This is a genomic window from Celeribacter marinus (genome assembly GCF_001308265.1).
GTDB lineage: Bacteria > Pseudomonadota > Alphaproteobacteria > Rhodobacterales > Rhodobacteraceae > Celeribacter > Celeribacter marinus.
Genome location: NZ_CP012023.1, coordinates 925998 through 952421, shown reverse-complemented (window position 1 = coordinate 952421; position 26424 = coordinate 925998). Strand labels below are relative to the sequence as shown.

24 protein-coding genes are annotated in these 26424 nt (G+C 57.2%); 14 read left to right on the top strand and 10 right to left on the bottom strand.

Annotation, left to right across the window (positions count from 1 at the left end; genetic code table 11):
* Positions 1–93 precede the first annotated feature (93 nt).
* The 3 genes from IMCC12053_RS04540 to IMCC12053_RS04530 all read left to right on the top strand — a co-directional run bounded on the left by IMCC12053_RS04540 (position 94) and on the right by IMCC12053_RS04530 (position 1996).
* The gene (locus IMCC12053_RS04540; RefSeq protein WP_062216154.1) at positions 94–714 is read left to right on the top strand and encodes a VOC family protein; all 621 of its coding nucleotides are present in this window, start codon (positions 94–96) and stop codon (positions 712–714) included.
* Positions 711–1202 carry a GNAT family N-acetyltransferase gene (locus IMCC12053_RS04535; RefSeq protein WP_062216152.1) on the top strand — a complete coding sequence of 164 codons (492 nt, stop codon included), beginning with the start codon at positions 711–713 and terminating at the stop codon, positions 1200–1202. Before IMCC12053_RS04540 ends, IMCC12053_RS04535 begins: the two co-directional genes overlap by 4 nt.
* A gap of 110 nt (positions 1203–1312) precedes the next feature.
* The gene (locus tag IMCC12053_RS04530) at positions 1313–1996 is read left to right on the top strand and encodes a molecular chaperone DjiA (RefSeq protein ID WP_062216150.1); all 684 of its coding nucleotides are present in this window, start codon (positions 1313–1315) and stop codon (positions 1994–1996) included.
* A gap of 12 nt (positions 1997–2008) precedes the next feature.
* On the opposite strand, the gene IMCC12053_RS04525 is transcribed toward IMCC12053_RS04530, so the two are convergent.
* The 6 genes from IMCC12053_RS04525 to IMCC12053_RS04500 form a co-directional block, all read right to left on the bottom strand.
* On the bottom strand, positions 2009–3589 hold the full coding sequence (locus IMCC12053_RS04525; RefSeq protein WP_236852531.1) for a Ppx/GppA family phosphatase: 1581 nt from the start codon (positions 3587–3589) through the stop codon (positions 2009–2011).
* Positions 3590–3660: 71 nt separating this feature from the next.
* Positions 3661–5853 (bottom strand): RNA degradosome polyphosphate kinase, encoded by a 2193-nt coding sequence (locus tag IMCC12053_RS04520; protein WP_062216148.1) that lies wholly within the window; start codon positions 5851–5853, stop codon positions 3661–3663.
* A 53-nt stretch (positions 5854–5906) separates the two neighbouring features.
* Positions 5907–6593, bottom strand: a complete 687-nt coding sequence (locus tag IMCC12053_RS04515) for a P-loop NTPase family protein (protein WP_062216146.1) — start codon at positions 6591–6593, stop codon at positions 5907–5909.
* On the bottom strand, positions 6594–7709 hold the full coding sequence (locus IMCC12053_RS04510; RefSeq protein WP_062216144.1) for an AI-2E family transporter: 1116 nt from the start codon (positions 7707–7709) through the stop codon (positions 6594–6596). It lies immediately after the preceding gene.
* 63 nt (positions 7710–7772) lie between these two features.
* A complete protein-coding gene (locus tag IMCC12053_RS04505) occupies positions 7773–9503 on the bottom strand; it encodes a methyl-accepting chemotaxis protein (RefSeq protein WP_062216142.1) in 1731 nt (576 codons plus the stop codon).
* On the bottom strand, positions 9496–9780 hold the full coding sequence (locus tag IMCC12053_RS04500) for a hypothetical protein (protein WP_143089960.1): 285 nt from the start codon (positions 9778–9780) through the stop codon (positions 9496–9498). Before IMCC12053_RS04500 ends, IMCC12053_RS04505 begins: the two co-directional genes overlap by 8 nt.
* A gap of 217 nt (positions 9781–9997) precedes the next feature.
* Between IMCC12053_RS04500 and proS the strand changes: the two genes are divergently transcribed.
* The 6 genes from proS to IMCC12053_RS04465 all read left to right on the top strand — a co-directional run bounded on the left by proS (position 9998) and on the right by IMCC12053_RS04465 (position 15815).
* Positions 9998–11335 carry a proline--tRNA ligase gene (gene proS, locus IMCC12053_RS04495; protein WP_062220873.1) on the top strand — a complete coding sequence of 446 codons (1338 nt, stop codon included), beginning with the start codon at positions 9998–10000 and terminating at the stop codon, positions 11333–11335.
* A gap of 119 nt (positions 11336–11454) precedes the next feature.
* On the top strand, positions 11455–11973 hold the full coding sequence (locus IMCC12053_RS04490; RefSeq protein ID WP_062216135.1) for a DUF2937 family protein: 519 nt from the start codon (positions 11455–11457) through the stop codon (positions 11971–11973).
* 134 nt (positions 11974–12107) lie between these two features.
* Positions 12108–12827, top strand: a complete 720-nt coding sequence (locus tag IMCC12053_RS04485) for a ThuA domain-containing protein (protein WP_062216133.1) — start codon at positions 12108–12110, stop codon at positions 12825–12827.
* Between the two features lie 82 nt (positions 12828–12909).
* Positions 12910–14205, top strand: coding sequence for a lipoprotein-releasing ABC transporter permease subunit (locus IMCC12053_RS04480; RefSeq protein ID WP_062216131.1), 1296 nt, complete (start codon positions 12910–12912; stop codon positions 14203–14205).
* Positions 14198–14881 (top strand): ABC transporter ATP-binding protein, encoded by a 684-nt coding sequence (locus IMCC12053_RS04475; protein ID WP_062216129.1) that lies wholly within the window; start codon positions 14198–14200, stop codon positions 14879–14881. The genes IMCC12053_RS04480 and IMCC12053_RS04475 overlap by 8 nt, the downstream gene beginning before the upstream one ends.
* A 502-nt stretch (positions 14882–15383) precedes the next feature.
* Positions 15384–15815 (top strand): hypothetical protein, encoded by a 432-nt coding sequence (locus IMCC12053_RS04465; RefSeq protein ID WP_143089959.1) that lies wholly within the window; start codon positions 15384–15386, stop codon positions 15813–15815.
* A gap of 11 nt (positions 15816–15826) precedes the next feature.
* Here IMCC12053_RS04465 and parE read toward each other — a convergent pair whose 3' ends face one another.
* From parE to IMCC12053_RS04450, 3 genes are all read right to left on the bottom strand, one after another.
* A complete protein-coding gene (gene parE / locus IMCC12053_RS04460) occupies positions 15827–17794 on the bottom strand; it encodes a DNA topoisomerase IV subunit B (protein WP_062216123.1) in 1968 nt (655 codons plus the stop codon).
* Positions 17795–17915: 121 nt separating this feature from the next.
* Entirely contained in the window at positions 17916–20318 is a 2403-nt protein-coding gene (locus tag IMCC12053_RS04455; RefSeq protein ID WP_062216121.1) for a YbcC family protein, read from the bottom strand.
* Between the two features lie 21 nt (positions 20319–20339).
* Entirely contained in the window at positions 20340–21824 is a 1485-nt protein-coding gene (locus IMCC12053_RS04450; RefSeq protein ID WP_417903496.1) for a proton-conducting transporter transmembrane domain-containing protein, read from the bottom strand.
* 183 nt (positions 21825–22007) lie between these two features.
* On the opposite strand from IMCC12053_RS04450, the gene IMCC12053_RS04445 reads away from it, so the two are divergent.
* On the top strand, positions 22008–22886 hold the full coding sequence (locus IMCC12053_RS04445) for a LysR family transcriptional regulator (protein ID WP_062216119.1): 879 nt from the start codon (positions 22008–22010) through the stop codon (positions 22884–22886).
* 111 nt (positions 22887–22997) lie between these two features.
* Entirely contained in the window at positions 22998–23972 is a 975-nt protein-coding gene (gene ppk2 / locus IMCC12053_RS04440) for a polyphosphate kinase 2 (protein ID WP_082389035.1), read from the top strand.
* Positions 23973–24067: 95 nt separating this feature from the next.
* Here ppk2 and IMCC12053_RS04435 read toward each other — a convergent pair whose 3' ends face one another.
* Positions 24068–24478, bottom strand: a complete 411-nt coding sequence (locus IMCC12053_RS04435; protein WP_062220863.1) for a DUF983 domain-containing protein — start codon at positions 24476–24478, stop codon at positions 24068–24070.
* A 273-nt stretch (positions 24479–24751) separates the two neighbouring features.
* Between IMCC12053_RS04435 and IMCC12053_RS04430 the strand changes: the two genes are divergently transcribed.
* From IMCC12053_RS04430 to IMCC12053_RS04420, 3 genes are all read left to right on the top strand, one after another.
* The gene (locus IMCC12053_RS04430) at positions 24752–25306 is read left to right on the top strand and encodes an EF-hand domain-containing protein (RefSeq protein ID WP_062216117.1); all 555 of its coding nucleotides are present in this window, start codon (positions 24752–24754) and stop codon (positions 25304–25306) included.
* 88 nt (positions 25307–25394) lie between these two features.
* Positions 25395–25985, top strand: coding sequence for an RNA polymerase sigma factor (locus IMCC12053_RS04425; protein WP_062220860.1), 591 nt, complete (start codon positions 25395–25397; stop codon positions 25983–25985).
* Positions 25972–26424, top strand: a complete 453-nt coding sequence (locus tag IMCC12053_RS04420) for a hypothetical protein (protein ID WP_062216115.1) — start codon at positions 25972–25974, stop codon at positions 26422–26424. The genes IMCC12053_RS04425 and IMCC12053_RS04420 overlap by 14 nt, the downstream gene beginning before the upstream one ends.

The following is a 26424-nucleotide window of genomic DNA, read 5'->3' as shown; positions in this document are numbered from 1 at the left end:
GGGGCGTTGCCTTTTTGTGCTCCGTTCTGTTGTTGTTCAACTTCTGAATATGGTGGGGCGGTGACGCCGTAGCTCAATAAAAAGGTCAGGCTTATGCACTGTGCACTCGATCATCTTGTTATTTCGGCGGGGAATCTCGAAACGGGGCGCGATTGGGCGCAAAACCTACTTGATATTGCGTTTGGGGCGCGCGGCGAACATGCGCACATGGGGACGCACAACCATTTAACGGGCATGGACCGCGGTGCGTATCTCGAAGTGATCGCAATAGATCCTGAGGCAGCACAACCCACACATCCTCGTTGGTTCGATTTGGACAATTTTAGCGGCGGTCCGCGTTTGAGCAATTGGGTGATAAACGTCGACGATCTGGACGCCGCATTGGCTGTTGCGCCTATCGGGGTCGGTCGCGTCGTTGCATTCGAGCGGGGCGTTTATCGGTGGAAAATGGCGGTGCCTGAAAGTGGCGTTTTGCCCTTTGATGGTTGCTTTCCCGCGCTGATCGAATGGCAATCCGAGCATCCCGCGCCTGCGTTGCCAAATCACGGATTGGCGCTGCGCCGCTTAAAGCTGTCGCACCCGAACGCCGAGGCGCTCACAACAGCCCTTGAACCTTTTGGTGAGGCGATGGAGAATGTTCGAATAGTCCCTGCACGGGTGCCATCGTTGCACGCAGAAATCGGGACGCCATCAGGGGAGATTTGGATCACATGAGCTTGCGCAATGCCACTGTAGCGGACGCCGCCGCCCTCAAAGCCATTATGGCCCCCGTTATCGCGAACTCCACCGCTACGTTCTCGTCCGTAGAGCGCAGCGTTGAAGCGTGGGAGGCGTTGATCGAGGCGCGTGCCGCGCAGGGGCGTGCGTTTTATGTGGCCGAGGCCGATGGTGATGTGATCGGTTACGCGACGTATGACCAGTTTCGGCCCGAGAATAACGGCTATCGGTTCACCATGGAGCACTCTGTTTACCTGAGCGATAAGGCGCAAGGGAAAGGATGGGGGCGTATTCTCATGATTGCCATCGAAGAGCACGCACGTGAAGCGGGCCATCATTCTATGATTGCCGTGGTTGATGGTGACAACGGCGATTCTATCGCCTTTCACAAGGCTCTTGGCTACAAAGAGGCAGGGCGCATTCCACAGTCGGGGTACAAGTTCGACGCGTTTCTAGATGCGTTGTTTATGCAGAAGTTTTTGTAACGCGCTGACTGGCCGAGTTGTTTCGCCGTTTCATTCCGCAAATTCTCAATTGAGCGTGTTTGTGTCTTTTGTGGCCTGACAGTTGCGCGCGCCATGGCTATGGTGGGGCTATGTCAATTTGGGCGCGTATATTGGATGCCATTCAGGCACTGGCCGCGGGCGAGAGCCTTGGGGATGTTTTTGCGCGACTGCGCTCCGTCCCCGAATTGCGTGTGGGGTTTGCCATTGCGGTGATTGGGCTTGGCGCGAAAATGGCAAAAGCCGATGGACAGGTCACGCGTGACGAAGTTACGGCCTTTCGCGAAGTGTTCCAAATCGCCCCTGAGGATGAGGCAGCGGCGGCGCGTGTTTTTAACCTTGCCCGTCAAGATGTTGCAGGGTTCGAAGACTACGCAAAACAAGTCAAAACGATGTACGGCGACGACTGTGAGCCGCTGTGTGACCTCATGGACGGGTTGTTTCACATCGCCATGGCGGACGGCGAATATCATCCTCGCGAAGATGCGTATCTTGCGCGGGTTGCGGATATTTTTGAAATCAGTGACCGTAAATTTCGCGCCTTGCGCGCCCGATACGTGCCCGATGCACACCCTGATCCATACGATGTCTTAGGCGTTGACCCACGCGACGAGACTGCCACGATCAAATCTGCCTACCGTGATTTGGTGCGCGAAACCCACCCCGACCGGATGATCGCGCGCGGCGTTCCCGAAGAGGCTGTGCGACTGGCCACCGACCGCATGGTCGAGATCAACGCCGCGTGGGAAGAAATCCAAGCTCAGCGCGCGGCATGACATGCGCAGCGCCTAATCCGGCGCGGCACTATCCGCGGCATGGCACACAATAGGATCCGCCCCTAAGCTGGCCGCGAGCGAATTGAACCGCGCCAACGCGACCTCGCTAAAGAGATCCTCGGCCTCTGCCTCAAGTGTCAGTGTGAGGAGTTTCTTTTGTGGGCGGTAATCCAGCGTTGCCATTGTGTCAGGTGTATCCAGCGCAAACATGGCCCCGAAACGCATCGCTTTTCCGAGCACTTCAGCGTTTTGGATTTCACGCTCCGATAGCAATGCAATAAGCGGCTCGAATGGCGTGCCATCGCGAGAGTTCTTATACCGGTGCAGCAAAGCTAATCCTAGAAAAATGCGCTCAGTGTGTGATAGCCCGCCAAGGTTGGCGCGTGTGGCATTGTCAAAACACACTTCAGCGCGGTAGTCGGGATGAGCGCGCCATGTCACATCGTGAAGTAGGCACGCCGCCCGCACCAGTCGCATTTGTTCGTATTTGCGGGCGCGGAACACAGGGGCAATGAAATGATGTAGGCGTTTGCCAAACCCCGGAATGCGTGCGTCTTTACGTTCGACAAAACGGCACGCCTCGATGAGCGGGTCGCGCTCACGAATGCTAGGCGGCATTTGCTCATACAACAGACCCTCACGAATGCCATAAGACGACACACAAATCTCTTTGGGTTTAAAGGTCCGTGTGAGTTGACGAAGCACTTCGGCGGCGTGAGGGACCAGCGCCATACGCGCTGATGATGTGCCTATTTGCGCGCGTACCGCGTTCATGTCGTTCTCGCGAATGAAATCAATCGTGTTGGTTACCGCACGCGTGGTCATGCGGTATTCGTGCAAGACATGGAGCGGGTAATTGCGACGATGCATGTCGATGCGCGCAATGGCGCGCCATGACCCACCGACCAGATAGATCCGTTTGTAATCTGTTCCGCCCATCTTTTCAGCGAGGGCGGCCATAATGGGTTTAATGTGGTCTTTGACGCCTTTTCGCCCGCCCGATAATCCCTGTAGGGTAAGTGCCCCAAGCGGAGATGTGACGCGTTTTCCGATTTTCCCCTTGTGAACTTCTGCAAGCTCCATAGACGAGCCGCCGATGTCGCACACAAGGCCGTCCGCCTCTGGCCAACCAAGCAAGACGCCCTGTGCCGAAAGCCGCGCCTCTTCCTCGCCGTCGATCACGGTGATTTCCATGCCTGTTTCGGCTTCGATTTGCGCGCGAAAGGCAGGACCGTCCTCGGCTTCGCGCATCGCGGCGGTGGCCACGGCGGTCAAAGGTGAAATGCCCATGCCATCTGCGAGTTTTGTAAATCGTTTGATCGCCGCGAGCGCGCGCACTTTGCCCTCGGGGTTCATCCGGCCTGTTTCACGCAATCCCGCGCCCAACCCGCACAGGACTTTCTCGTTGTAAAAATACGCGGGGCTTCGGGCGGCGCCATCAAACACAACCAAGCGGACCGAGTTGGAGCCGATATCGACAACGCCCACACGCGACAATGCGCGCGCGCGTTCATCATCAAACAAGGGGCGTCCAAAAATACCCCAATCGATGGGAGCGGTTTCAGTCGCTGCGTTTGTGTTGGTTTCGGCCACCTGTGGTCCCCGCTTCTTATGTGCAATGTTAGTAAATGCGCGAATTGAGCGCAAACTTTTTGGGGCTGTCATTAGCCTGTCGCAAGGTCATCATCATGGGTGAGTTCGGGGACGTCCTTGACCCCCGCCGAGCCACGCCCGGACAAAGACGGATGTTGCATGAAAAACTGGTGACATGAAAACGGCTTTTCCTCGCCACTTAAATCGGGACGCTCCCACGTGCCTATGGGCGACAAGAGCCAACTGTGTGCCGTGTCGGCCATGTTGGCGGCCATGATCTGACGAACGATTTGAGCCTTTACCGTTGGGTTATGGATTTCCACAAGTGTCTCAACGCGGCGGTTAAGATTGCGCCCCATCCAGTCGGCCGATGAAATATAGACCCGCGCTTTTTTCGAGGTCAAACCTTTGCCATTGCCAAAACAGACAATGCGCGAATGCTCCAAAAAACGCCCGACAATGGATTTGACGCGAATGGTTTCGGATAGTCCCTTAACCCCTGGGCGCAATCCGCAAATGCCACGAATGACGAGAGAGATTTTAACGCCCGCTTTGGACGCCTCATAAAGCGCGTCGATCACCTCGGCGTCGATGAGTGAGTTCATCTTGGCCCAGATTTCGGCGGGTTTGCCGTCCCGTGCAAGCGTGGCCTCATTGGCGATCCCGTCAAGCAGACGCGCCTTAAGCCCCGTGGGAGATATGGCGAGGTTCTCCAGACCTTCTGGTTCGGCGTAGCCGCCGATGTAATTGAACACTTTCGTAGCGTCCCGCCCCAAGGCTGCGTCACATGTGAAAAAGCTCAAATCGGTATAGATACGCGCCGTAATCGGATGATAATTTCCGGTGCCATAGTGTGTGTAGGTGACAAGCTTTTCACCCTCGCGCCGTACCACCGTCGATATTTTTGCGTGGGTTTTATAGTTGGTAAACCCGTAGACCACATGCACGCCGGATCGTTCCAAACGGCGTGATTGGCGGATGTTGGCGGCCTCGTCAAACCGCGCTTTCAATTCCACCAATGCCGTGACCATCTTGCCGTTTTCCGCAGCGGCACAGAGCGCCGAGACAATCGGACTATCATGCGATGTGCGGTAAAGCGTTTGTTTGATCGCTACGACATCGGGGTCATTTGCGGCCTGTGCCAAAAAGCGAACGACCAGATCAAATGTCTCGTAGGGATGGTGGAGCAAGATATCTTTTTGTTGGATGGCGGCGAACATATCGCCTTCGTGGTCCTGAACGCGTTCGGGCACGCGCGGGGTATAGGTGGGCCATTGTAAATCAGGACGGCTTTTGAGGACGAGCTCCCCCAAATCTGATAGCCCGATCATGCCGCGCACTTCGATGACCTCGTCGTCGGCAACGCTCAATTCCTCTTTGATCACATGTGCCAGTGTGTCCGGCGCACCGCTTGAGATTTTGAGGCGGACAACCTCGCCGCGACGGCGGCGTTTGAGGGCGGTCTCGAATTCACGAACCAGATCTTCGGCCTCTTCCTCTACCTCTAGATCGCTGTCGCGTAACACCCGAAACACACAAGACCCCTGAGCGCTATAGCCCGGAAACAGGCGGTCGATATGGATCAATACCACCTCTTCGAGGGGCAAAAAACGGTCCGCCGTATTGGGTGTCGCGGGTAGTCGCACAAACCGCTCGATCTGCGCGGGGATCGGAACAAGAGCCTGAAGGGGCTTTCCATCTTTCTTGCGCTCAAGCTGAAGGGCGAGAACCAACCCGAGGTTTGGAACAAACGGAAACGGGTGCGCGGGGTCAATGGCAAGCGGCGACAAGATCGGAAAGACGCGCTCCAAAAAGAATTCCTGAAGATAACGCGTGTCGGATTTACTAAGCTTGGTGCGCGTCAGGATGGAAATTCCGGAATCTTCCATCTCATGGCGCAATTCAACAAAAGCCGCATTTTGCGCCGTCATCAAACGCCGTGCATTTTCGGAAATCAAATCCAATTGCGCAGCGGGTGAGCGTCCATCGGCGGCGGGTGTGTTGTTGCCTGCCTTGGCCAGTTCACGCAAACCGGCGACGCGTACAGTATAAAACTCATCTAAATTGGTCGCCGAAATAGACACAAACCGCAGACGTTCCAACAAGGGCACGCGCGGATTTCCAGCCTCTTCCAGAACGCGCCAGTTGAACGCCAACCATGACAGTTCACGGTTGAAAAAACGCTCGGCCCCTTCGGTCTTGCGCAGGGGCAATTGCGTAGGCTCGGCAAATGGGGCGGTGAGGAAGTCAGTCGGAAGTGTCATGCGGCAGTCGGACCTTTCGGTTATGAAACAGAACCTTGCGGCCCATCTTTCTCTCAATCGTCCAAGTTGTCTAGCACCCGTGCGGCAAGTTTTTGTGACACCGGTTTTCGTTCGCTTAAACTTGCCGTGTCCAACGCATTTACAATGTCGCGCACCGCAGCCGCCGAACGCTCGATCCGCTTGACAAGGTAGGGGATTAACGTGTGCGGCACCACGATTTGATGGTCGTCAAAGTGTTTGACCAGCATGGCGGCCAATAGTGCATCATCCGGCTCGTCAATGCGCGCCACCGTGGTCCCTTGCATGCGGGAGGCCAGATCGGGCAGCGTTAAGCCCCAGTAATTTGGGGCACGCGTGGCCGTGACCAAAAGGCGGCCACCCTCGGCAAGAGTGAGGTTGTGCAGATGAAACATCGCCTCTTGCGCAGCATCTCCATCCACCATCTCGGGCAGTGTATCTGCGTCTTCAATGACCACATGGCGTTGTGCAGCGATTGCCGGCACATTGATGGTCGCCAACTGTGACGCCGCAATTATGACGGCCTGTCTGTCGGTGGCCCACACATGCGCGAGATGGGTTTTCCCTGCACCTTTTGGTCCGATCAATGCCAACTTTCCATTCGGCCATAGATCCACATTGTCCAATGTGGCCAAGGCCAAACGGTTTGACGGCGCCACGAAAAAGGCATCGCGCCCTAGGGCCTCGCGCGTGGGCAAATCAAATGTGAGTTGGCGTGCCATTTATTTCGACGCAGACTCGTCAGATGTGGCGGGGGGGGTGTCTTGTCCCTGTTCGGAAATGGTTGGCTCTAGTCCGCGGTAGAGACGGCTGCCTTTGTATTCATCCGTGGCAAAGCGCGCCAAAACGCCAATGGCGGCGGCAACGGGGACGGCGATCAACATGCCGACAAACCCAAACAAGGTGCCGAATGCAGTCAGCGCAAATATCAACCACACAGGGTGCAGGCCGATGGATGACCCAACCAATTTAGGAGTTAGGATGTTGCCCTCAAAGAACTGCCCGATCGCAAAAATGGCGATGACCGCAGCGATCCACTGCCATTCGCCCCAAAATTGGAACAATGCCAATCCGATGGATAAGGCACCGCCAAACAACGCGCCAACATAGGGGATAAAGGTCAGAACTCCCGCAATGGCACCCGCCACAAGCCCGAAATTCAGACCAACGAGCATGAGCGCTACGGCGTAGAACGTGCCTAGAATAAGACAGACGGTGCCCTGACCGCGAATGAATGCCGCAAGCGTGCCGTCGATCTGGCTGGCCAGTTTGCGGATGGTCGGCGCATGATCGCGTGGCAATAACTTGTCCACTTGGGCCACCATGCGGTCCCAATCCATCAGCAAATAAAAAGTGATGACAGGCACAAGAACGAGGATCATCGCCACGTTAAAGACACTCATCGCTGAGGAAAGTGCCGTTTGAAGCAATTCCCCGCCCTTGGATTGGATTGTATTTCCGATTTGCATCAGCGTTTGATGCAGTTGGCTGTTTTCATCGAGTAGGTCAGGGAACCGCGCGGTGAGAAATGTTTGCAAATCCTCAAACAGTTGCGGGGCGATTTCGATCAGGCCAGTTGCTTGTTTGACTAACGTTGGAAGCACCATCACTGCGGTCAACACGAACAAAACGGCTGCGACCCCTGTAATCAAAATTGTCGCCGCCACGCGCGATAGCCCCCACCGCTCCAAGCGGTCTGCGACAGGGTCGAGCATGTAGGCCACGGCCATGCCCAACACAAAGGGCAAGATCACATTGCCCAACAGGTACAATAGACCAAAGAACACCGCAGCCGCGACACCCCAATATTTAGCCTGTTCTCTGACTGGCAGCGCCATGTGTCCCCCTTTGGTTGCCTCACATATCGCGGATAGGCATCCGTGTTTCAAGGGGCGTTGGGATTATGACGCCTTTGCGTATCCGTCATTCTCGCCGGTCATGGGCATACCAATCGTTGCGTCAGTTACAAAGATAGACACCATGTCGGACAGCGCTTGCGCGCTATTCGAGAGTAGTGAATTGGCGGCGGTGGTTTCCTCAAACATTGCGGTGTTTTGTTGTGTGACACCCTCAAGCTCAGAAATTGATGTATTCACATCGGACAGCTGGCGCGACTGTGTGGTCATTGCATCAGCTGAGGATTGCAATCGACGCGTGATTTTATCCACGGATTCTTTAATCCCACCCAACGCTTGGCCCGTTTTGTCAACGAGATCGGCCCCACTGGAAACCTGTTGGCTCGATTTTCCGATCAACAAATTGATTTCACGCGCTGCATCGGATGATCGTTGCGCAAGGGCACGGACTTCGGATGCGACGACGGCAAAGCCGCGGCCTGCCTCGCCGGCGCGGGCGGCCTCGACCCCTGCATTGAGGGCCAGAAGGTTAGTCTGAAACGCGATGTCATCAATCACACCAGTGATTTTGTTGATTTCGTTCGAGCTTTCTTCAATGCCACGCATGGCGCGCACTGCCTGTTCCATGATTGCGGACCCTTCGGCGGCATCGCCCGATGTGGCTTCGGCCAGTTTGCGTGCATCGGCAGAATCGACGGCGACAGTGTTGAGAGACGCGTTGAGTTCCTGAACCGATTGCGCAATATTTGCCAGCGCTGCGGCCTGACGTTCCGTGCGCGTTGATAGATCATTTGCAGAGGCGGCAATTTCGCCAGACTGCACCTGCATTGACCCTGATTGTTCACGTACTTCTTTCATAGCATGTCCAAGACGTGTCACCGTGTCGTTGAATGATGTGCGAAGTCCCTCGTAGTCTGGATGCAAATCGGTGCTAATGCGCGTGCTCAAATCGCCGGATGACAATTGGTCAAGGTGGCGGCCGAACACATCCAAGAGATGCGCAAGGGCTTGATCGCGATTGGTGCGTGCGCGTTCCTCATCTGCGCGCATAGCGTCACGTTCTTGTTGGGCTTCTTCGTTTGAGCGAAGGGCGTCTTGTGCAACGCGTCCGGATTCTGCGGCTTGTTCTGTCGCTTTTTGAGCCTCGGTGAGGGCGGCCTCAGCGCGTGTTTTTTCTTGCTGTGCGCTCGCGAGGGCTTGGCGCACGTCCTCGGCTGCGGCAAGCGTTTTTGCGTTCCCCTCTTCGAGGATACGGTTTAACTCGATCCGTTTGATGATCATGTACGCGAGTGCGGCAGTTTCCATCACGACAATCACGGCGTGCATTAATGTGCGCTCGATGTTCAATGAGAGCGAGAGCGTTGGGTAGACCAATGCAGGCATGGCAAATGTGAGGACGAGGTGATGCACGGCAATCGTTCCCGCCGCGAGCAAAAGTGCGCGGATACCATTCATCGCGACAATCATCGCCAGCACAGCAAAATAGAGCATGTGACTGTCGATTTGAAGCGCATGGCCCATGAGAGCGGCATTAAATGTGATTGCGGTCCCGACCAAGGCCTGTGCTGTCAAAATACGTGACGTGCGTGCGGGCAGCCGCCCCGCGATCAGGGCGACCGCGCTAAATAGCACCGCTCCCCCGAGTGCGAGCACAACATTCCCTTTTTCAAAGATGATAAAGGCGACCATCACAACCGATATTGCAAGAGTTGCCAAACCGAGGACTTTTACGGCCTCTGCTTGGGTTGATTCAAAGGTTTGGGTTTGTTCAGGCATTGTCCACTCCACAGATGGCGGCGATCAGGCGGCCGTCAAGCAGCGCCCAAATTCCAGGGTCGCGAACGGTCGCGAGGTTGATTGATGGGTCGGCTTCGACGAGGACGCCAAAGAGTGCGCGCACAGGCGCAATTTCGGTGAGGCCCGCGCGTGCCAAGGTTTCGTCGCGGTCAAACCACGGCGGTATGATTGCGAGTGCAGGCCCCGACGTAGACGTCGACGCGCCATAGGACATCGACATCACACTCAAAGGCGCAATCGCAAGACTGAAAAGCATGACAGATCCCACTAAAAATTTTTCAAAAAACGTCACGCATCGGCCTCACAAACATAAGCATTGACGTAAATCTCTAACGGCAAAAAATTGCGATTTCATTAAGTTGATCCAAGCAATCTTGGGGTGGATGCGCGCGGTTTGGCGCACGCCGTGCCTTGTGTGGACTGGTCCAATCGCTTAGACGATGAAAAACCATAATTTTCACGAGGCCCTGCCCATGCGTCTGTCACGCTACTTCCTGCCCGTTCTCAAAGAGACCCCTTCGGATGCGCAAATCGCGTCTCACCGTTTGATGCTTCGGGCGGGGATGATTCGTCAGCAAGCTGCGGGGATTTACTCTTGGCTGCCTTTGGGATGGAAAGTGCTCAAAAATATCGAGCGCATCGTGGACGAAGAACAGCAACGTGCGGGCCACATCCCGCTTTTGATGCCAACGTTGCAACCGGCGGATCTTTGGCGTGAAAGTGGTCGGTATGACGATTACGGCGACGAGATGCTACGCATCACGGACCGCCATGGCCGTGATATGCTATATGGTCCAACAAACGAGGAAATGATCACCGATATTTTCCGCGGTCATGTTGGCTCTTACAAAGATTTGCCGCTTACGCTTTACCATATTCAGTGGAAATTCCGTGACGAAGTCCGTCCGCGTTTTGGCGTCATGCGGGGTCGTGAATTCTTGATGAAGGATGGCTACAACTTTGATTTAACTAAAGAAGATGCGTTGCACGCCTACAACCGCCACCTTGTGTCCTACATTCGCACTTATGAGCGGATGGGGCTACAAGCGATCCCGATGCGCGCCGACAGCGGCCCGATTGGTGGCGATGATACGCATGAATTTCTCGTGTTGGCAGAGACGGGCGAGTCCGAGGTATTTTATGACGCAAATGTCACGGATATCAAATTGGGCCAGCGCGACATCGACTATGATAACGTTGATGAGTGTCGCGCTGTGATGGAAGAGTTCACGACACTTTATGCGCGCACCGATGAAACCCACGATGCGGATGAGTTTGCCAAGGTTCCCGCCGATCGCCAACGCACGGCGCGCGGCATTGAAGTTGGTCAGATTTTCTATTTTGGCACTAAGTATTCCGATCCGATGGGGGCCACGGTCCAAGGGCCGGATGGCAAGCCAACCCCCGTTCATATGGGATCGCATGGCATTGGTGTCTCGCGTCTTTTGGGAGCGATCATTGAGGCCAGCCACGACGAGAACGGTATCATTTGGCCGGAGGGTGTGACGCCGTTCCATGTCGGTATCGTTAACCTTAAGCAGGGCGACGATGAGGCCGATGGCGCGTGCGATGCGCTCTACAAAAGCTTTGCCGCACTTGGCCTTGAGCCACTGTATGATGACCGCAAAGAGCGCGCAGGTGCCAAATTTGCGACGATGGATTTGATCGGTTTGCCGTGGCGCATTACGGTTGGTCCACGCGGTCTTAAAAACGGTGTTGTCGAAGTGACGTCACGGCGCACAGGCGAAAGCGAAGAAATGACACCGGAATTGGCCGTTGCCAAAATCGCGCAAATTTACGCGGATCTCTAACTCACACGAGGGCGGATTTTCGCCGTATAACCGAACGTCAAAGGCAGGATATTTGTCCTGCCTTTGTTTATGCCCCATGATGCTTGCAAATAGACCCTATAACGGGCGAAGGGCAGAGCATGATTTTCAAGGCGCTTACACTGATTGGCGGGATGTTCGGGGCTATAATCGTCTCTCAATTCCCTGAGTTTACCCAACAATACACGCAGCGTTTGGGCGGCCAAGTTGAGGCGTTGAGTGTGGTGATCGCCGATTTTGATCGCTCCGCAGGGCGCGCCGAGATGAGCCGTGATGAGGCGTTGGCATCCATGGGCGGTTCGGTTTTCATGGAAAATCGCCGCCTTGATATCCGGCGCACAATTGACCGCCATGTCCGTTTGAGTGCTGATCAGATTGCCCTGCGAACAGCGACCCCGTTGCAGCGACTAACCATGCCGAACAGATTGACCGACACGGACCTTGCGCGCGCCACGTGGGCGGATTTCGTCCCCGCGATGCCATTGTCTATTGCGGGGATGATTTCGGGATTTGTCGGGTTTATTGGTGGATACCTCGTCGTTGCGGCGGTTTTGCGGATCTTGCTGTGGCCCTTCCGGCGGCGTGGCAAAAAGGAAAAGGGACTTACGTTTACGTCGTGATGGAATGCGCGTCGCAAAGCTGTGATGGAATGCGCGTCGCAACGTTGTGATGAAATGCGCGGCGGCTTTGCGTAAACATGTGTTGACCGATTGCTCCGCCCTGCGCCATGTTGGCGCTAACAAGGGAGAATGATATGGCTAAGGCATTGATCACGTGGGGCGGATGGGACGGACACGAGCCCGAAAAAGTGGCCGAGTTGTGCCGCGAGATGCTGTCGAATGAGGGATTTGACGTTGAGGTGGTCGATCACCTTGATTGCTTTGTGGATAGCAAATCCCTTGAGGCACTTGATTTGATCGTGCCGATTTGGACCATGAGCCAGATCGACAAACAATACGTAGTGAATGTCTCTGAGGCCGTGTCGCGCGGCGTTGGCCTTGGTGGTGTGCATGGCGGCATGTGTGACGCGTTTCGCGAACAGGTGTTGTGGCAGTTCATGACAGGGGCAAATTGGGTCTCTCACCCAGGTGGGGACGGCGTAAAATATACCGTAAACATCTGTAATTCCTCATCTCCTTTGGTGGCGGGGATCACGGATTTCGAGGTTGAGAGCGAACAATACTACCTGCATACCGATCCCGCCAATGGCGTCCTTGCGACCACCCGTTTCCCGACTGTGACGTGGTATCATACGCCCAACGGCGCGGTCGATATGCCTGTGGCATGGACCAAACGGTGGGGGCTTGGTCGGGTCTATTACAATGCGCTTGGCCACCACGCCGATGTGATCGATCACGGACCTGCGCGCGAGATGATCCGCCGCGGGTTGCTATGGGCGGCACAAGGGCGAAAGGCGGCAGCGGACGCGGGTGAGGTTCACGCTGATTACGCGTCTGATCTCAACAATTACTGATCAGCGCGTGAACGCCTGAGCCTTGACCTTTAGGGCTGTGCAAGGGACTGTCGGGCAACTGATTTTGGAGCCCGTTTTTGTGATGACCGAAGGCCAATCCACCAAGCCGTTTTCCCGTTTCGAATGGATGATCGCGTGGCGCTATTTACGTGCGCGGCGCGAGGAGGGCGGCGTGTCTGTGATGACATGGATTTCGCTCATTGGCATCACGTTGGCCGTGGCGGCGCTCATCATTACGCTGTCGGTGCGCACGGGGTTTCGCACGGAATTTGTCGATACAATCCTCGGTGCGAACGCGCACGCGACCGTCTACTCCTCTGTTTACGTTGATGAAAATGGCGGCACAAACCGGTCTATTGCCGACTATGACGGATGGGCCGAAAAGCTGTTGACGGTGCCTGATGTCGTGCGCGCGGCCCCGTTGGTGCGCGGTCAGGTGATGGCGTCCTATTCGGGTTCGAATGCGGGGATCGAGGTTTATGGCATCGCCCAAAACGACCTGATGACAATTCCACGTGTGGCGCAGCGCCCTGACGAGAGCTGGGGCGATGTCGCGCGGTTCAACGAGGGCATCGCAATTGGGTCGGGCGTGGCGCGCGAATTGGGCGTTGTGGTCGGTGACAGCATCAAACTCATCTCGCCCGACGGCGCCAAAACCGCGTTCGGGACAAGCCCGCGTGTGTCGGCGTTCGAGGTGGTTTATATCTTTACCGCAGGGCGATATGATATCGATAAAACAAGGGCTTACCTCCCGTTCTCCGAGGCGCAGCGTTATTTCAATTCGGAGGGTGCGGCCGACGAGATAGAGGTCATGCTCGCCCATCCCGATACGGTGGATGAGATCAGCTATGAGTTGATGCAAGCCGTGGGCGATACTGGCCTTGTGTGGACGTGGAAGCAGTCGGCGGGATCATTCCTCAGCGCGCTTGATATGGAGGACAACGTGATGTTCGTCATTCTGTCGGTTCTGGTTCTGATCGCGGCGATGAATATCGTCTCTGGTCTCATCATGTTGGTCAAAAACAAGGGGCGCGATATTGGCATCCTGCGCACCATCGGATTGACGGAAGGCTCTGTTTTAAGGGTGTTTTTTATCTGTGGTGCGGTGACGGGGGTGCTTGGAACCGCGCTTGGCGTTATGATTGGATCGCTGTTTGCGCTCAACATTGATAGTGTCATGGCTTTTGTCAATTATCTCAACGGTGGCGGGGCGTGGGATCCGAGCGTTCGGGGCATCTATGCGCTTCCTGCGGAATTGCGATTTATTGATGTATTTAAGGCGGTTAGCCTATCTTTGGGCCTGTCTTTTGTGGTGACGATATTCCCCGCGCGGCGGGCGGCGCGGATGAACCCTGTGGAGGCGCTGCGCTATGAATAATATGTTGCATCTTGAGGGCGTGAGTAAGGTCTATAACGCCGAAAAACACAATGAAGTCAATGTGTTGCGTGGGGTTGATCTGAGCGTGGCCAAGGGCGAAGTGGTGGGTCTTATTGCGCCCTCAGGGGCGGGCAAATCGACACTGTTGCATATCGCGGGGATGTTGGACGCGGCGAGTGCGGGAACGGTGCAAATTGGTGGGCAGGATGTGGGCGGATTGAGTGAGCGCAAGCGCACCATGATGCGCCGCCAAGGCATTGGTTTTATTTATCAATTTCATCATTTGCTACCTGAATTTACCGCGCTTGAAAACGTGGTTTTGCCGCAACTGGCCAACGGGATTTCGGCGCGGGACGCCGAGGCGCGGGGGCTTTCGCTTTTGGACAAGGTTGGTGTTAAAAATCGCGCCAATCACCGCCCTGCGGCACTATCTGGGGGCGAGCAGCAACGGGTGGCATTCTGCCGTGCGCTTGCCAATAAGCCGTTGTTATTATTGGCAGATGAGCCGACAGGGAACCTTGATCCCGAGACATCGGACCGCGTGTTTTTAGCACTTATGGAGATGGTGCGGGGCGAGGGGCTATCGGCACTGATCGCCACGCACAACATGGAACTGGCCGCCAAAATGGACCGCGTGGTGCGGCTCGACCAAGGACGGATTGTGGCCGCCAATTAAGGCAGGGGTTTGCATCATTTGCACGACATTGAGGCGCATGTTTGAAAGTATTTAAAGAGAAAAAGGCACCCCTTTTAAAGTTTTTTGTTGGGTGAGCGGCGTCTCGGAAAGGCTCCAGTGGAGCCTTTCAGCCGCGAACGCGCGAACAACCCTGTTCGCGCCGGTTCATAAGCGAGGACGCACACCCGACGAGCAGACACCAACCTGACATTTCGAAGCGCCCGCAAAGCAAACCAAATCTCAAAATGACGCAGTACGACTCTCCAAGACAAAAGCAATCGCAAAGCGATTGCAGCGCCCGACCCTCCCCCATGGGAGGGCGCTTTCAGCACCCACCCTCGGGTCAGGCGCTAGGCAAAAGGGTTGAACGGTTTAGCGAGGAACCGCCCCCCCCAAAAAAAAAGTTGCTAAGCGCTGTCGAGAAAACCTGTTTTTCGACAAAGCTTGATATGGATGTGTTGATACGGGATAATTCTACAACCGTGATTATAAAGGTGGCGAAATGGTATTCGGCGTTTCAGATTTTGCAAATGGAATGAAGCAGCTAAATAAGCTGAAAAAGGAAATGGATGATGTCGAGTTTCGAGAAACAATACTCGAGCTTAGAACTTTATTACAGGCCGCCCGCGAGGAGCTATTTAACGAAAGAGAAGCCGCAACTGATTTGAGAGCGCTCCTCAAAGCATCTGAATCTCGTTTTGAGCAGATGGCCAGTTTAATCATTGTTGATGGATTTAAGTATGATCAAGAAGATGGGGCTGCTGTAGGATTACCCTACTGCCAATTGTGTGAAATCAGCGAAGGCCAATTCTATAGGACGCTCAAACGTGGTTCGGCACATTGTATGTGTCCAAAGTGTAAAACTGTATTCAACGCCTCATTTTCTGGAAAAGTGCACCAGAAGGAGCCCACAATTAGGGTGAATAGCTTTTGAAAAGCTAACCCCTAAACATCCAATTCCTCAACAAACTGCGCGTTTTCTTGAATGTACTGATACCGCAACTCCGGCTTTTTGCCCATCAGGCGCTCGACCAAGTCTGACGTCTCTCCGGGAAAGTCCTCTTCGATTGTCACGCGGATCAGTTTGCGGGTTTTGGGGTCCATGGTGGTCTCTTTGAGGTCCTTGGCGTCCATTTCACCAAGGCCTTTGAAGCGCTGCACGTCGATCTTGCCTTTGCCGCCCAAGCCCTTTTCCATCCAAATGTTTTTTTCCGCGTCATCGGCCACGTAGAGGCGTTTTGCGCCTTGGGTCAGACGGTAGAGCGGCGGACAGGCCAGATAGAGGTGGCCGTGATCAATCAGGGGGCGCATCTGGGTGTAGAAAAACGTCATCAGGAGGGCGGCGATATGGGCGCCGTCGACGTCCGCATCGGTCATGATGATGATCTTGTCGTAGCGCAGATCCTCGACGTTGAAGCGCGTGCCCATGCCAACGCCCAAGGCTTCGCATAGATCATTGATTTCCTGATTGGAATTGAGCTTGTTCGACGCCGCGCCAAGCACGTTGAGGATTTTACCCTTGAGGGGCAAGAGGGCTTGTGTCTCGCGTTTGCGCGCGCCCTTGGCCGAGCCGCCCGCACTGTCGCCCTCGACGATGAACAGCTCGGTATTCTCGCGGTTCTTGGCGGTGCAATCGGTGAGCTTGCCGGGTAGGCGTAGCCTTTTGGTGGCGGATTTGCGTTGGGTTTCTTTTTCTTGGCGGCGGCGCAGGCGTTCTTCGGCGCGCAGCACGAGGAAATCGAGGATCGCGCCGGCCGATTTGGTGTCGGCGGCGAGCCAGTTGTCGAAGTGGTCGCGCACGGAGTTCTCGACGAGGCGGGCGGCCTCGGTGGTGGCAAGGCGGTCTTTGGTCTGGCCAACAAACTCGGGGTCGCGGATGAAACAGGAGACAAGGGCGCAACCGCCGGTGAGCAGATCGTCGCGGGTGATGTCCTTGGCTTTGCGGTTGCCGACCAGTTCGCCGTAGGCCTTGACGCCTTTGAGGATCGCAGCCCAAAAGCCGCCCTCATGGGTGCCGCCCTCGGGCGTGGGGACGGTGTTACAGTAGGATTGGATGAAGCCATCGCGGGCGGGGGTCCAGTTGACGGCCCACTCGACCTTGCCAGGCACGCCAAAGCGGGGGCCAAACTCGACCGTTCCGGCAAAGGGTTTTTCAGAGTAGGTGGAGGATTTTCCCAAGGTCTCGCTCAGGTAGTCGGCCAGACCACCGGGGAAGTGGAATGTGGCCTCCATCGGGGTTTCCCCATCGTCGATTTCCGATTTCCACCGCAGTTCGACGCCCGAGAACAGGTAGGCTTTGGAGCGGGCGAGTTGGAACAGGCGTTTGGGTTTAAAGCGGTGGTTGCCAAAGATTTCCGCATCGGCGTGGAAGGTGACAAAGGTGCCGCGTTTGTTGGGGGCGGCGCCGATTTTCTCGACGGGACCAAGGGGGATGCCGCGTGAAAAGCGTTGCTCATAGAGCTCTTTGTTCTTGGCGACTTGGACGACGAGGCTGTCGGAGAGGGCGTTGACGACCGAGGAGCCAACCCCGTGAAGGCCGCCCGATGTGGCGTAGGCATCGCCGGAGAATTTGCCGCCCGCGTGCAGGGTGCACAAGATGACTTCGAGGGCGGATTTGCCGGGGAATTTGGGGTGCGGATCGATCGGGATGCCACGGCCGTTGTCGGTGACGGTGACGGAGTAATCGGCGTGCAGGGTCAATTCGATGCGGTTGGCGTGGCCTGCAACGGCCTCGTCCATGGAGTTGTCGACGATCTCGGCCACGAGGTGATGCAGCGCGCGCTCATCGGTGCCGCCGATATACATGCCGGGACGTTTGCGCACGGGTTCCAGACCTTCGAGGACTTCGATGGAGGAGGCGTCATAGGCGCTTGGTGTGGTGGCGGTGGTACCTGCGAGGAGATCGTCGGACATATGGGGCGCTCGATTCAGTCGTTTCTTTGTTGGGACTGATTAGACCACCCCGCGCGGGGTGGTGCAAGAGAGCGTGTTGGTTTGGGGCGCGGCGTATGGGAGCGCCGCGCCGTGGTTGCGTTCAGGCGGCGGTGTCGTGTGCGCGGGGCGCGCGCATATCGGACCACGCAAGGTCGCCCGCGTAGCGCCACGCCATTTGCCCGCTGTCATCAAGGGCGAACAAGTGCAGCCAGCGGTTATCAAACAGCGCGCGCACAGTCGCATGACGTTCGAGGATATCGCTCATCGCGGTGCGCGGAGCCTCGATGCAGACGGATAGGCGCAACGGGTCATGCGCATATGTCGCCCCGTCCCAGACCGATTGCCATGGCAGGCCCGTGCGCAGTGTGCCGCCGTTGCCCTCAATCACGCCAAGCCCGCCCGAGACATTGTGCAACAGTTTGTTGCCGGACCCGAAGGCCTCGGGGGCCACGGTGGAGCCGTAGTATTGCAAGCTGATCCAGCTGGCGACCACAACGGGCGCGGTCATGATCAGTTCCAACACGTTGAAGTTGGTGTCTTGGGCGTGGGCGTAGTCGTGCAAAAAGGCGCGTCCGGCCATGTTTTTCCCCACGGTGCGGTGACGCGGGGCGGCGATGAACGCGTGACAGCCCGCCAATCCCCATTCAGGGCGGGTTTGGGCCCAGTCGCGACTGCGCAAGGCGATGCTTGTGTCGTTCTTGGCGCGGGGCAACCGCAACGCGCGCTCGCCGCGTGTTATGACCCCCGCCGATGCGACCCATCCGCGGGCTTGGTCGAGGTCGCTTGCGTGGCTGAGGGACGGGTGATCGTGATCATAGAATGTGACGTTGTCCGTGGTGGTGTCGTGCAGGGCGGCGACAAACAGCGTGTCGTCGGGCACTGTGATGCCCTGCGTGACAAGGCCGTGGCGCACATCCGTGTCGTTGAGCAGACCCGCCAACAGGCGCGCGTTTACCTCGCCCGAGTATCCGCCGCACGCCCCACAATTGAGGCCACTGGCAAACGGGGTGTTGACCACATTGGCCCCGTGACCCGCGAAGATCACGAGGCGCGCAAACCCGTCTGTAAAGGACATGGCCCTCAGGATCGTAGCGGCGGTGGTGATTTGGGTATCGAGGTCCATGGCGGGATCAAGACGTGGTGCGGGGTCTGTGGGTGCGCCGTTGGACGTCAGGTGGAGCGCATCGCGCACTAGTTTTCCTGCGTAAATCGGCCCTGTTGCCTCAACAAAGGCAAAGGACGACACCGCCGCCAATTTGAACCGCCCCCATGCGCGTGTGGCGCGCGCTTTGAGGCGAGTGGCTTGGTCCGCTTGGGGATCGTCGCCTTGGGACGTTGAGGTGACGCTCGGCGCGAGCAAAACGGGAAGGCGCAATTCATCCACGTCTGATGCAAAGCTTTTGTGAGAGGCCGTGAGGCCGAAAAAGCCGCCAAACCCGAGCGTGTGGATATCTGGGCTGACGGATTCTAGGGCACGGCGAAACACTTCGGAGCGCACGTCGATGCAAAAGGCCGCTTGTAGAGCTGGGCGGGTTTGCAGGCGCGCGGGGGCGGGTGCCGCGAGATCAGCGGCCAGTTTGCGCTGCGCCGCGCGCTCCCACGCCTCTTGCAAAAGCACATCGCCGGTGGTGTCTGCATCGGGTGTGACGGGCTTGGCATGTTCCGCTTTGACATCTTCCCACCGGGCGCCGATTTGCGCCTCGTACTGGATCAAAAGTGCCTCATCCCACAACAGGCGAATGGTCAACAGGTCGGTGAGGGCGTGGTCATGGCCCGCGTTTAGTTCGGCTTGCCACAGGCGATAGCGCGCGGTTTGCGCCCAGCCCCCCAACGAGAACAGCAATTGGTGAAAATAGGTGTCCAAACTGGCCGCGTTTAGCCCCAGCCGATGCACCGCGCGCTCCGCTGCGGCATGCGCACGGTCTGGGGTTTGACTGACGAATTTGGCAAAGCCACTCAGGCCGACAATTTCGGGCGTCAGATCATGGGTTGCCGTTTGCCGCCATGCCTCAAACGCGCCGCGTCTGTGCGGGGCGGCCCAAAGAGCCTGACCTTGATCAAAGTATCCTGCGGCCCACGCGCCAAAGCGGTCCGCGACAATGCTTGGCCACTCAATGCCGGATGCAGATGCCGCGAGATCCGCGACCGTAGGCTGCGGGGTTGGCGTCTGGCACGGCGTTGCGGCCAGTTGTATCAGCGTGTCGACCGTGTGGGGCGCATCGTTGTGCGCCTTTGGGTGGGCCGTCAGAGCGGCGGTCAGGTCATCACGGGTGAGTGTGCCATCGCTGATCCGGCTGTGATACCAGTCGCGCGTCATTGTGACCCGTATGCCGCCAACCCGTGCCAATCGTGCTGCTGTGTGAGCCAATGTCTCGTCGGTTTGTCCGACGAAGGGGTTCACGGCCACGGTGGCGGCCAAGGGCCACGCGGGTGCAATGGCGCGGGCGGCGCGGTCAATGGCGGTGGACAGTGTGTCGGGTGAGATCGCGGAGGGTGTCGTCATCGGTGAACTCCTTTTGCGCACTTACGAGGGATGCTTGGTCGACCAACCGCGCAGCAGTTTGTCGAAAATGGCGTTGGCATAAAGCCCGTTGGACAAGTGGATGCGCAGTCCTGCGGCGGCCGGATGATAGGCCCACAGCGGGAACATCGCCTGTGCAACAGCCACCAGACCAAAGCTCATTAGGGCGAGGATGATCAGCGCCCATTCGAGCGGGCCAGGGGTGGGCGTTGCGGGCAGTGTGTTTTGCGTCATCCAGTAGGCAGCGGTTTGCAGGCCGAAATACCCGGTGGCTGCGGCGACCGAATACGCGGCGGTGCGGCGCGTCAAAACGCGGGGGGCGGCATCCGCCAGACCCTGTGCCAAAAGGTAGGCCACGCCAAAGATCAAGATCGCGCCAAGGGCAATCGCTTGGGGAGATTTTTGGGTCATGCCAAAGAGCACGCCGATCCCTGCGTAGATCAGCAAGGCGATGACAAAGGCGCTTGTGACCGCGCGCCCGTTGGGGATCGCAATCGGGCCCGGACGGCGGATGGCCGCGACGTTGTCGACCGCGTGGCCTGATGCCAAAAAGGCATGTGCCTTGTACAAGGAGTGGGCGACGATGTGCAGCAGGGCGAGCGGGAAAAGCGCCAAGCCACATTGCAAGATCATAAATCCCATTTGCGCCACGGTGGACCATGCCAGTGAGGTTTTGACCGCAGGTTGTGTGAGCATGACCAGCCCGCCAAACAGCGCGGTAAAGCCGCCGAGCATCACCAGAATGGCCAGAACCGCCGGAGACAAGAGCATGACATCGGCAAAGCGGATCAACAAAAACCCGCCCGCATTGATCACGCCTGCGTGCAAAAGTGCCGAGACGGGTGTCGGTGTTTCCATGACTTCGGTGAGCCAGCCGTGCATCGGGAATTGTGCGGATTTTAGAATTGCGGCGAGGGCGAGCGCTGCGGCGATCCACACGGATGTCGTGGTGGCGTTGCCCGCGCGGGCGGCGGCCAGAATGTCGGCAATGTCGCCCGTAGAGTAGGTGGCATATAGGAGCACGGCGGCCATCACGATTGCCGCGTCACTCAGGCGTGCGGTGATCCATTTCTTGCGGGCGGCGCGCTGTGCCGCGATGCGTGATGGATAGTGCAGCAACAGCTTGTGCAAAAACAGGCTCGTGGCGATCCATGCCGCGCCCAATTGCAACAGATTGCCGGCCATGACCAAGAGCATGACAGCCGCCAATGTGGCGCAGAGCCAGCGGGTGAATGGCCCTTGTTTGGCTTCGCCGTCCATGTAGGTGCCTGCGAACCGCACGACGACCCAGCCCACAAAACTCACCAAGAGGAGCATTGTGGCACTCACCGCGTCGATGCGGGCCGAGAGGCCTAGGCCCGTCACGGTGAGGATGTCAGCAGTCGAGGGACCGGTTGTGATGAGGGCGATGCAGGTGGCGATTGCGGCGATGAAAGCGCTCATGATGAGCGCCTCGATCGCGCGCAACCGCCATATATTGGGCCGCATCTGGGTGCCCGTAAAGGCGACGATCAGGGCGATAAGAACCGCAGTTGGGGCGAAAAAAGCGATATGGGCAATCGACACGGTGATCTCTCCTTGGGCCGTGGGGCTATTGGGCAGAGCGATAACGGGTGCGATTGAAACATAAAAATTCATTGTTTAACGCAATTCGTTCTGTTTAATGAATGAATGAGCGAATTCAATTATCATCACTTGCGCTATTTCTGGGCTGTGGCCCATGACGGCAACCTGACGCGGGCGGCCGAGCGGTTGAACCTGTCGCAATCGGCGGTGTCGGTGCAAATCAAACAACTTGAGGCGCAGTTGGGCCATGCCCTGTTCGAGCGGCGCGGGCGGCAATTGGTTCTCACAGAGGCGGGGCGTATCGCGTTGGATCATGCTGACGCCATTTTCGCGACGGGGCGTGAATTGATCGGCACCTTGCTTGAACAAGGGCGGTCACGTCAGGCGATCCGTATCGGGGCGCTCGCAACGCTATCACGCAATTTCCAGATGGAGTTTCTACGCCCGATTTTGGACAGGCCGGATATCGAGATCATTTTGCGCTCTGGCACCCATGCCGATTTATTGCAGGGGCTGGGTGGGCTCAATTTCGATGTGGTATTGATCAACCAACCGCCTGCGCGCGATGCGGTCACGCCGTTTGTGTCGCATCGACTGTCCGAGCAACCTGTGAGCCTTGTCGGGACGCCTGAGCGGTTGTGCGAGCAATTAAGTGTGTTCGATCTGTTGGCGACACAGCCGGTCATTTTACCGACTGCCGAGACGGGTATCCGGATCGGGTTTGATGCATGGACGGCGCGTCACAACATCCGGCCACAGATCGCGGCAGAGGTGGATGATATGGCGATGATGCGTCTTTTGGCGCGTGAGGGCGTGGGGTTGGCGGTGTTGCCACCCATCGTTGTGCAAGACGAGCTGACCTCTGGGCGTCTGGTTGAAGCGGGGCGGCTTCCCGAAATTGGCGAGACGTTTTTTGCGGTCACAATGACGCGCAGGTTTCCCAATCCTATTCTCGCGCAGTTGTTGGACGGGCGGGCGATTTAGGACCGCCGTGGGCGTGCAAATGATCTGGCGAAACCTTGGCCCAGATCAAAGCGGGCTTGGGCGATTGCGTGTAAAAGGAGGCAACATTTACGCCTTTCAGGAGAGATACGCATGGTCACATCCACAACGCCCACACCGACAAAATCCAAACCGTCCCCCGCAGCGGTGGCCAATGGCACGTCTGCACAACGCGAGGCGGCGACTGGCCCGAAAGAATTCCCCAAAGTGGCCTCTGACAAAGTGGCACAGGCGTTTGAGGCGGGCGTGTTTCCCTATGAGAAAAAGCTGTCACGCAAAGACTACGAAGAGCAAAAAGTTGCACTTCAGGCCGAATTACTAAAGGCCCAGCTTTGGGCACAAGAGCAGGGCGAAAAGTTCGTGCTGTTGTTCGAGGGCCGCGATGCCGCCGGTAAGGGCGGTACGATCAAGCGGTTTACCGAGCATCTCAATCCGCGCGCTGCGCGTGTTGTGGCGCTTAACAAACCCACCGATGCCGAGCGCGGACAGTGGTTTTTCCAACGTTATATCGAGCACTTGCCGACCGATGGTGAATTCGTGCTCTATGATCGCTCGTGGTACAACCGTGCGGGCGTGGAGCGGGTGATGGGGTTTTGTTCACCCACTGAATATCTCGAATTCATGCGTCAGACGCCTGATCTGGAACAGATGCTCGTGCGCTCTGGCATCCGTTTGTACAAATACTGGTTTTCGGTCACACAAGATGAGCAGCAACGCCGGTTTAAATCGCGTGAAAACGATCCGCTTAAACAGTGGAAGCTGTCTCCGATTGATAAGGCGTCTTTGGGTCTGTGGGATGATTACACCGAGGCCAAAGAGGCGATGTTCTTTTACACCGATACCGCAGATGCGCCGTGGACGATTATCAAATCCAATGACAAGAAACGCGCGCGGCTCAATTGTATGCGTCACTTCCTGTCGACGGTGGATTACCCCGATAAAAACCACGATGTCGTGGGGCGGCCCGATCCATTGATCGTGGGACACGCCAGTCATGTTGTGCATAAATCCGATCATATTTTGGGCACGGCGCTACACCCCGAGACGCGGCGCGGCAAGAATGCTTGAGATGGCTGCAATGTCATAAATTAGATGGAAAAAGGCCGCTCTGATATGAGCGGCCTTTTTGATGTGAAGCTGTGAGGGGCGGGCGACTGTGCAGGTTAGTTTGCGGTGTCGAACCCGTTCATACGCTTGGCCCATTGATAGCCGACAATCGCGCCTTTGAGGCGGGGCAGCAGGTAGAGCGACAGGGCCACGGTGCCGATGGTGAACACTGTGATGGTGGTGAGCGGATCGGGGCGAAACTCGACGAAGAACCAGCCCAAGATCGGGGCCATAAGGTGGCCGACAATCAGAATTGTGAGATAGGCGGGACCGTCATCGGCGCGGTGATGGTGAAGATCTTCGCCGCACACGGGGCATTCATCGCGCACTTTCAGATAGCCTTTGAGCATGGGGCCGCCACCACATGAGGGGCAGCGCCGCCGCCAGCCGCGCAACACTGCGGGGCGCATTTCGCGGTCCCCATCACCAAGTTGCGTGACAGAGCCGGAATAGGTTTGATCAGTCATGTGCGTATAGCCTTTGTGCGTCTTTTGTACGGTGCGCGTGCGTGCTCGCAATGTGCGATCATTCACGGCACTAAGTCACGATGTTTATCAAAGCCGAGTGTCCTTTGTCGCCGCGTCCTGATGTCGCGTGATGGGCGCGGCGGGGGTGGTGCGAAAAAAGGTTTCACAAATCGCGACGGAAAGCGGCAGGTGCCCCGTTTTATGATTGATACGTGCGCAGATCACGAGGGGTGAAACCGCAGCACGAGGGTAAGTAACAAAGGAAGTTCGATCATGAAACGTAACACATTTATCTCCGCACTCGCATTGGTCGCCGTTCTGGGCACCGCAGGCATCGCGTCCGCATCTGGTATGGGTGAGCGCGGCCAAGGTGGTGAGGACATGGGCCGCATGGGTCCACAAGCAGATTTTGCCACTCTTGATGTCGATGGTGATGGAGCGGTGACCCAAGCCGAGCTTGATGCGCAGAAACAAGCGATGTTCGATGCGATGGACACAGACGGCAGCGGGACGGTGAGTGCCGCCGAATTGTCGGCCCATCAAGAGACGCAGCGCGCCGAGCGGATGAAAGCGGGCGCGGACCGGATGATCGCCAAACGGGATACGGACGGCGATGGTGTTTTGAGCCTTGAGGAGCTGACCACGCGGCCAAAGGCCTCCATGTTGGAGCGTCTTGATACGGACGGCGATGGCGCGGTGAGCGAAGCCGAGTTTGACGCGGCTAAATCCCGAATGGGTGAGCGCGGCGAACGGGGCGAACGCGGCGAACGCGGTGAGGGCGGTCGCGGCGATCATGGCGGCAAAGACGGTGGGCGTAAAAACCACTAGCGCTTTTGCGTAAGATGACCGGCGGGAGCGCATTAATGTGCTCTCGCCAATAGACGCCACACAAGACTTGGGATACGCATGGCTGGTGATGAACATGCCTTTTGACGCACTTGGCGATGTCTCTAACGAGGCGTTGCTCGTTGCCTTTGGTAACGGTGATCGCGCATCTGCGCAGGCATTAACCATGCGGCTCACGCCTGTGGTTTTGGGCTACGCGACGCGTTTGTTGCGCGATCATGCCGAGGCGGAGGATGTGGCCCAAGAGGCGATGTTGCGGCTTTGGAAAATCGCGCCTGAGTGGCGACAGGGCGAGGCAAAGGTGACAACGTGGCTTTACCGTGTTGTGACCAACCTGTGCACCGACCGTTTGCGCAAAAAGCGTGGCAAAGGTCTAGACGAGATTGCCGAGCCGGAAGACGGTCAACCGAGCCAAGAGACACGGTTGATGGACAAGGCACGGGTGAGCGCCCTTGAGGCGGCGTTAGGGACGTTGCCCGAGCGCCAAAGACAAGCGGTGGTTTTGCGCCATATCGAGGGGCTATCAAACCCCGACATTGCACAGATCTTAAATGTGAGTGTGGAAGCGGTTGAAAGCCTTGTCTCACGGGGCAAGCGGTTGTTGGCCAAACGGTTGGCGGGCGAAAAGGACAGATTGGGGTTCGAAGATGACGAAACGTGACAGAGATCGCTGGGGTCCATCCCCCCTTGAGGCGCCACTTGATCCCCAAACGGATCAGGCGTTGGACGCGCTGTTTGCGCAGGCGCGCGATGTGGCGCGCGATGCGGATCGTGGACCATCGGCGGACCTCATGGCGCGGATCATGGCGGATGCGGATGCCCAGCTTGCTGATATGACACCCGCACCACGCGCCCATGCGCCACGCCACCATCCGGTCGTGCGCGCAGCGATGGCGGCGCTGGGGGGGTGGCGTGGCCTCACGGGCGTGGCGACCGCAGGTGTGACTGGTTTAGTGATCGGTCTTGGCGCGCCGGGTGTTGTGACAAATGTGGCTTTGGGAGCGCAAAGCGCGAGCGCGTCGCAAGCACCGGTTGAGGTTAGCGCATATGCGCTCGACGATCTTGTGCCGAGCTTCTACGATCTTGGGACAGAAGGATAA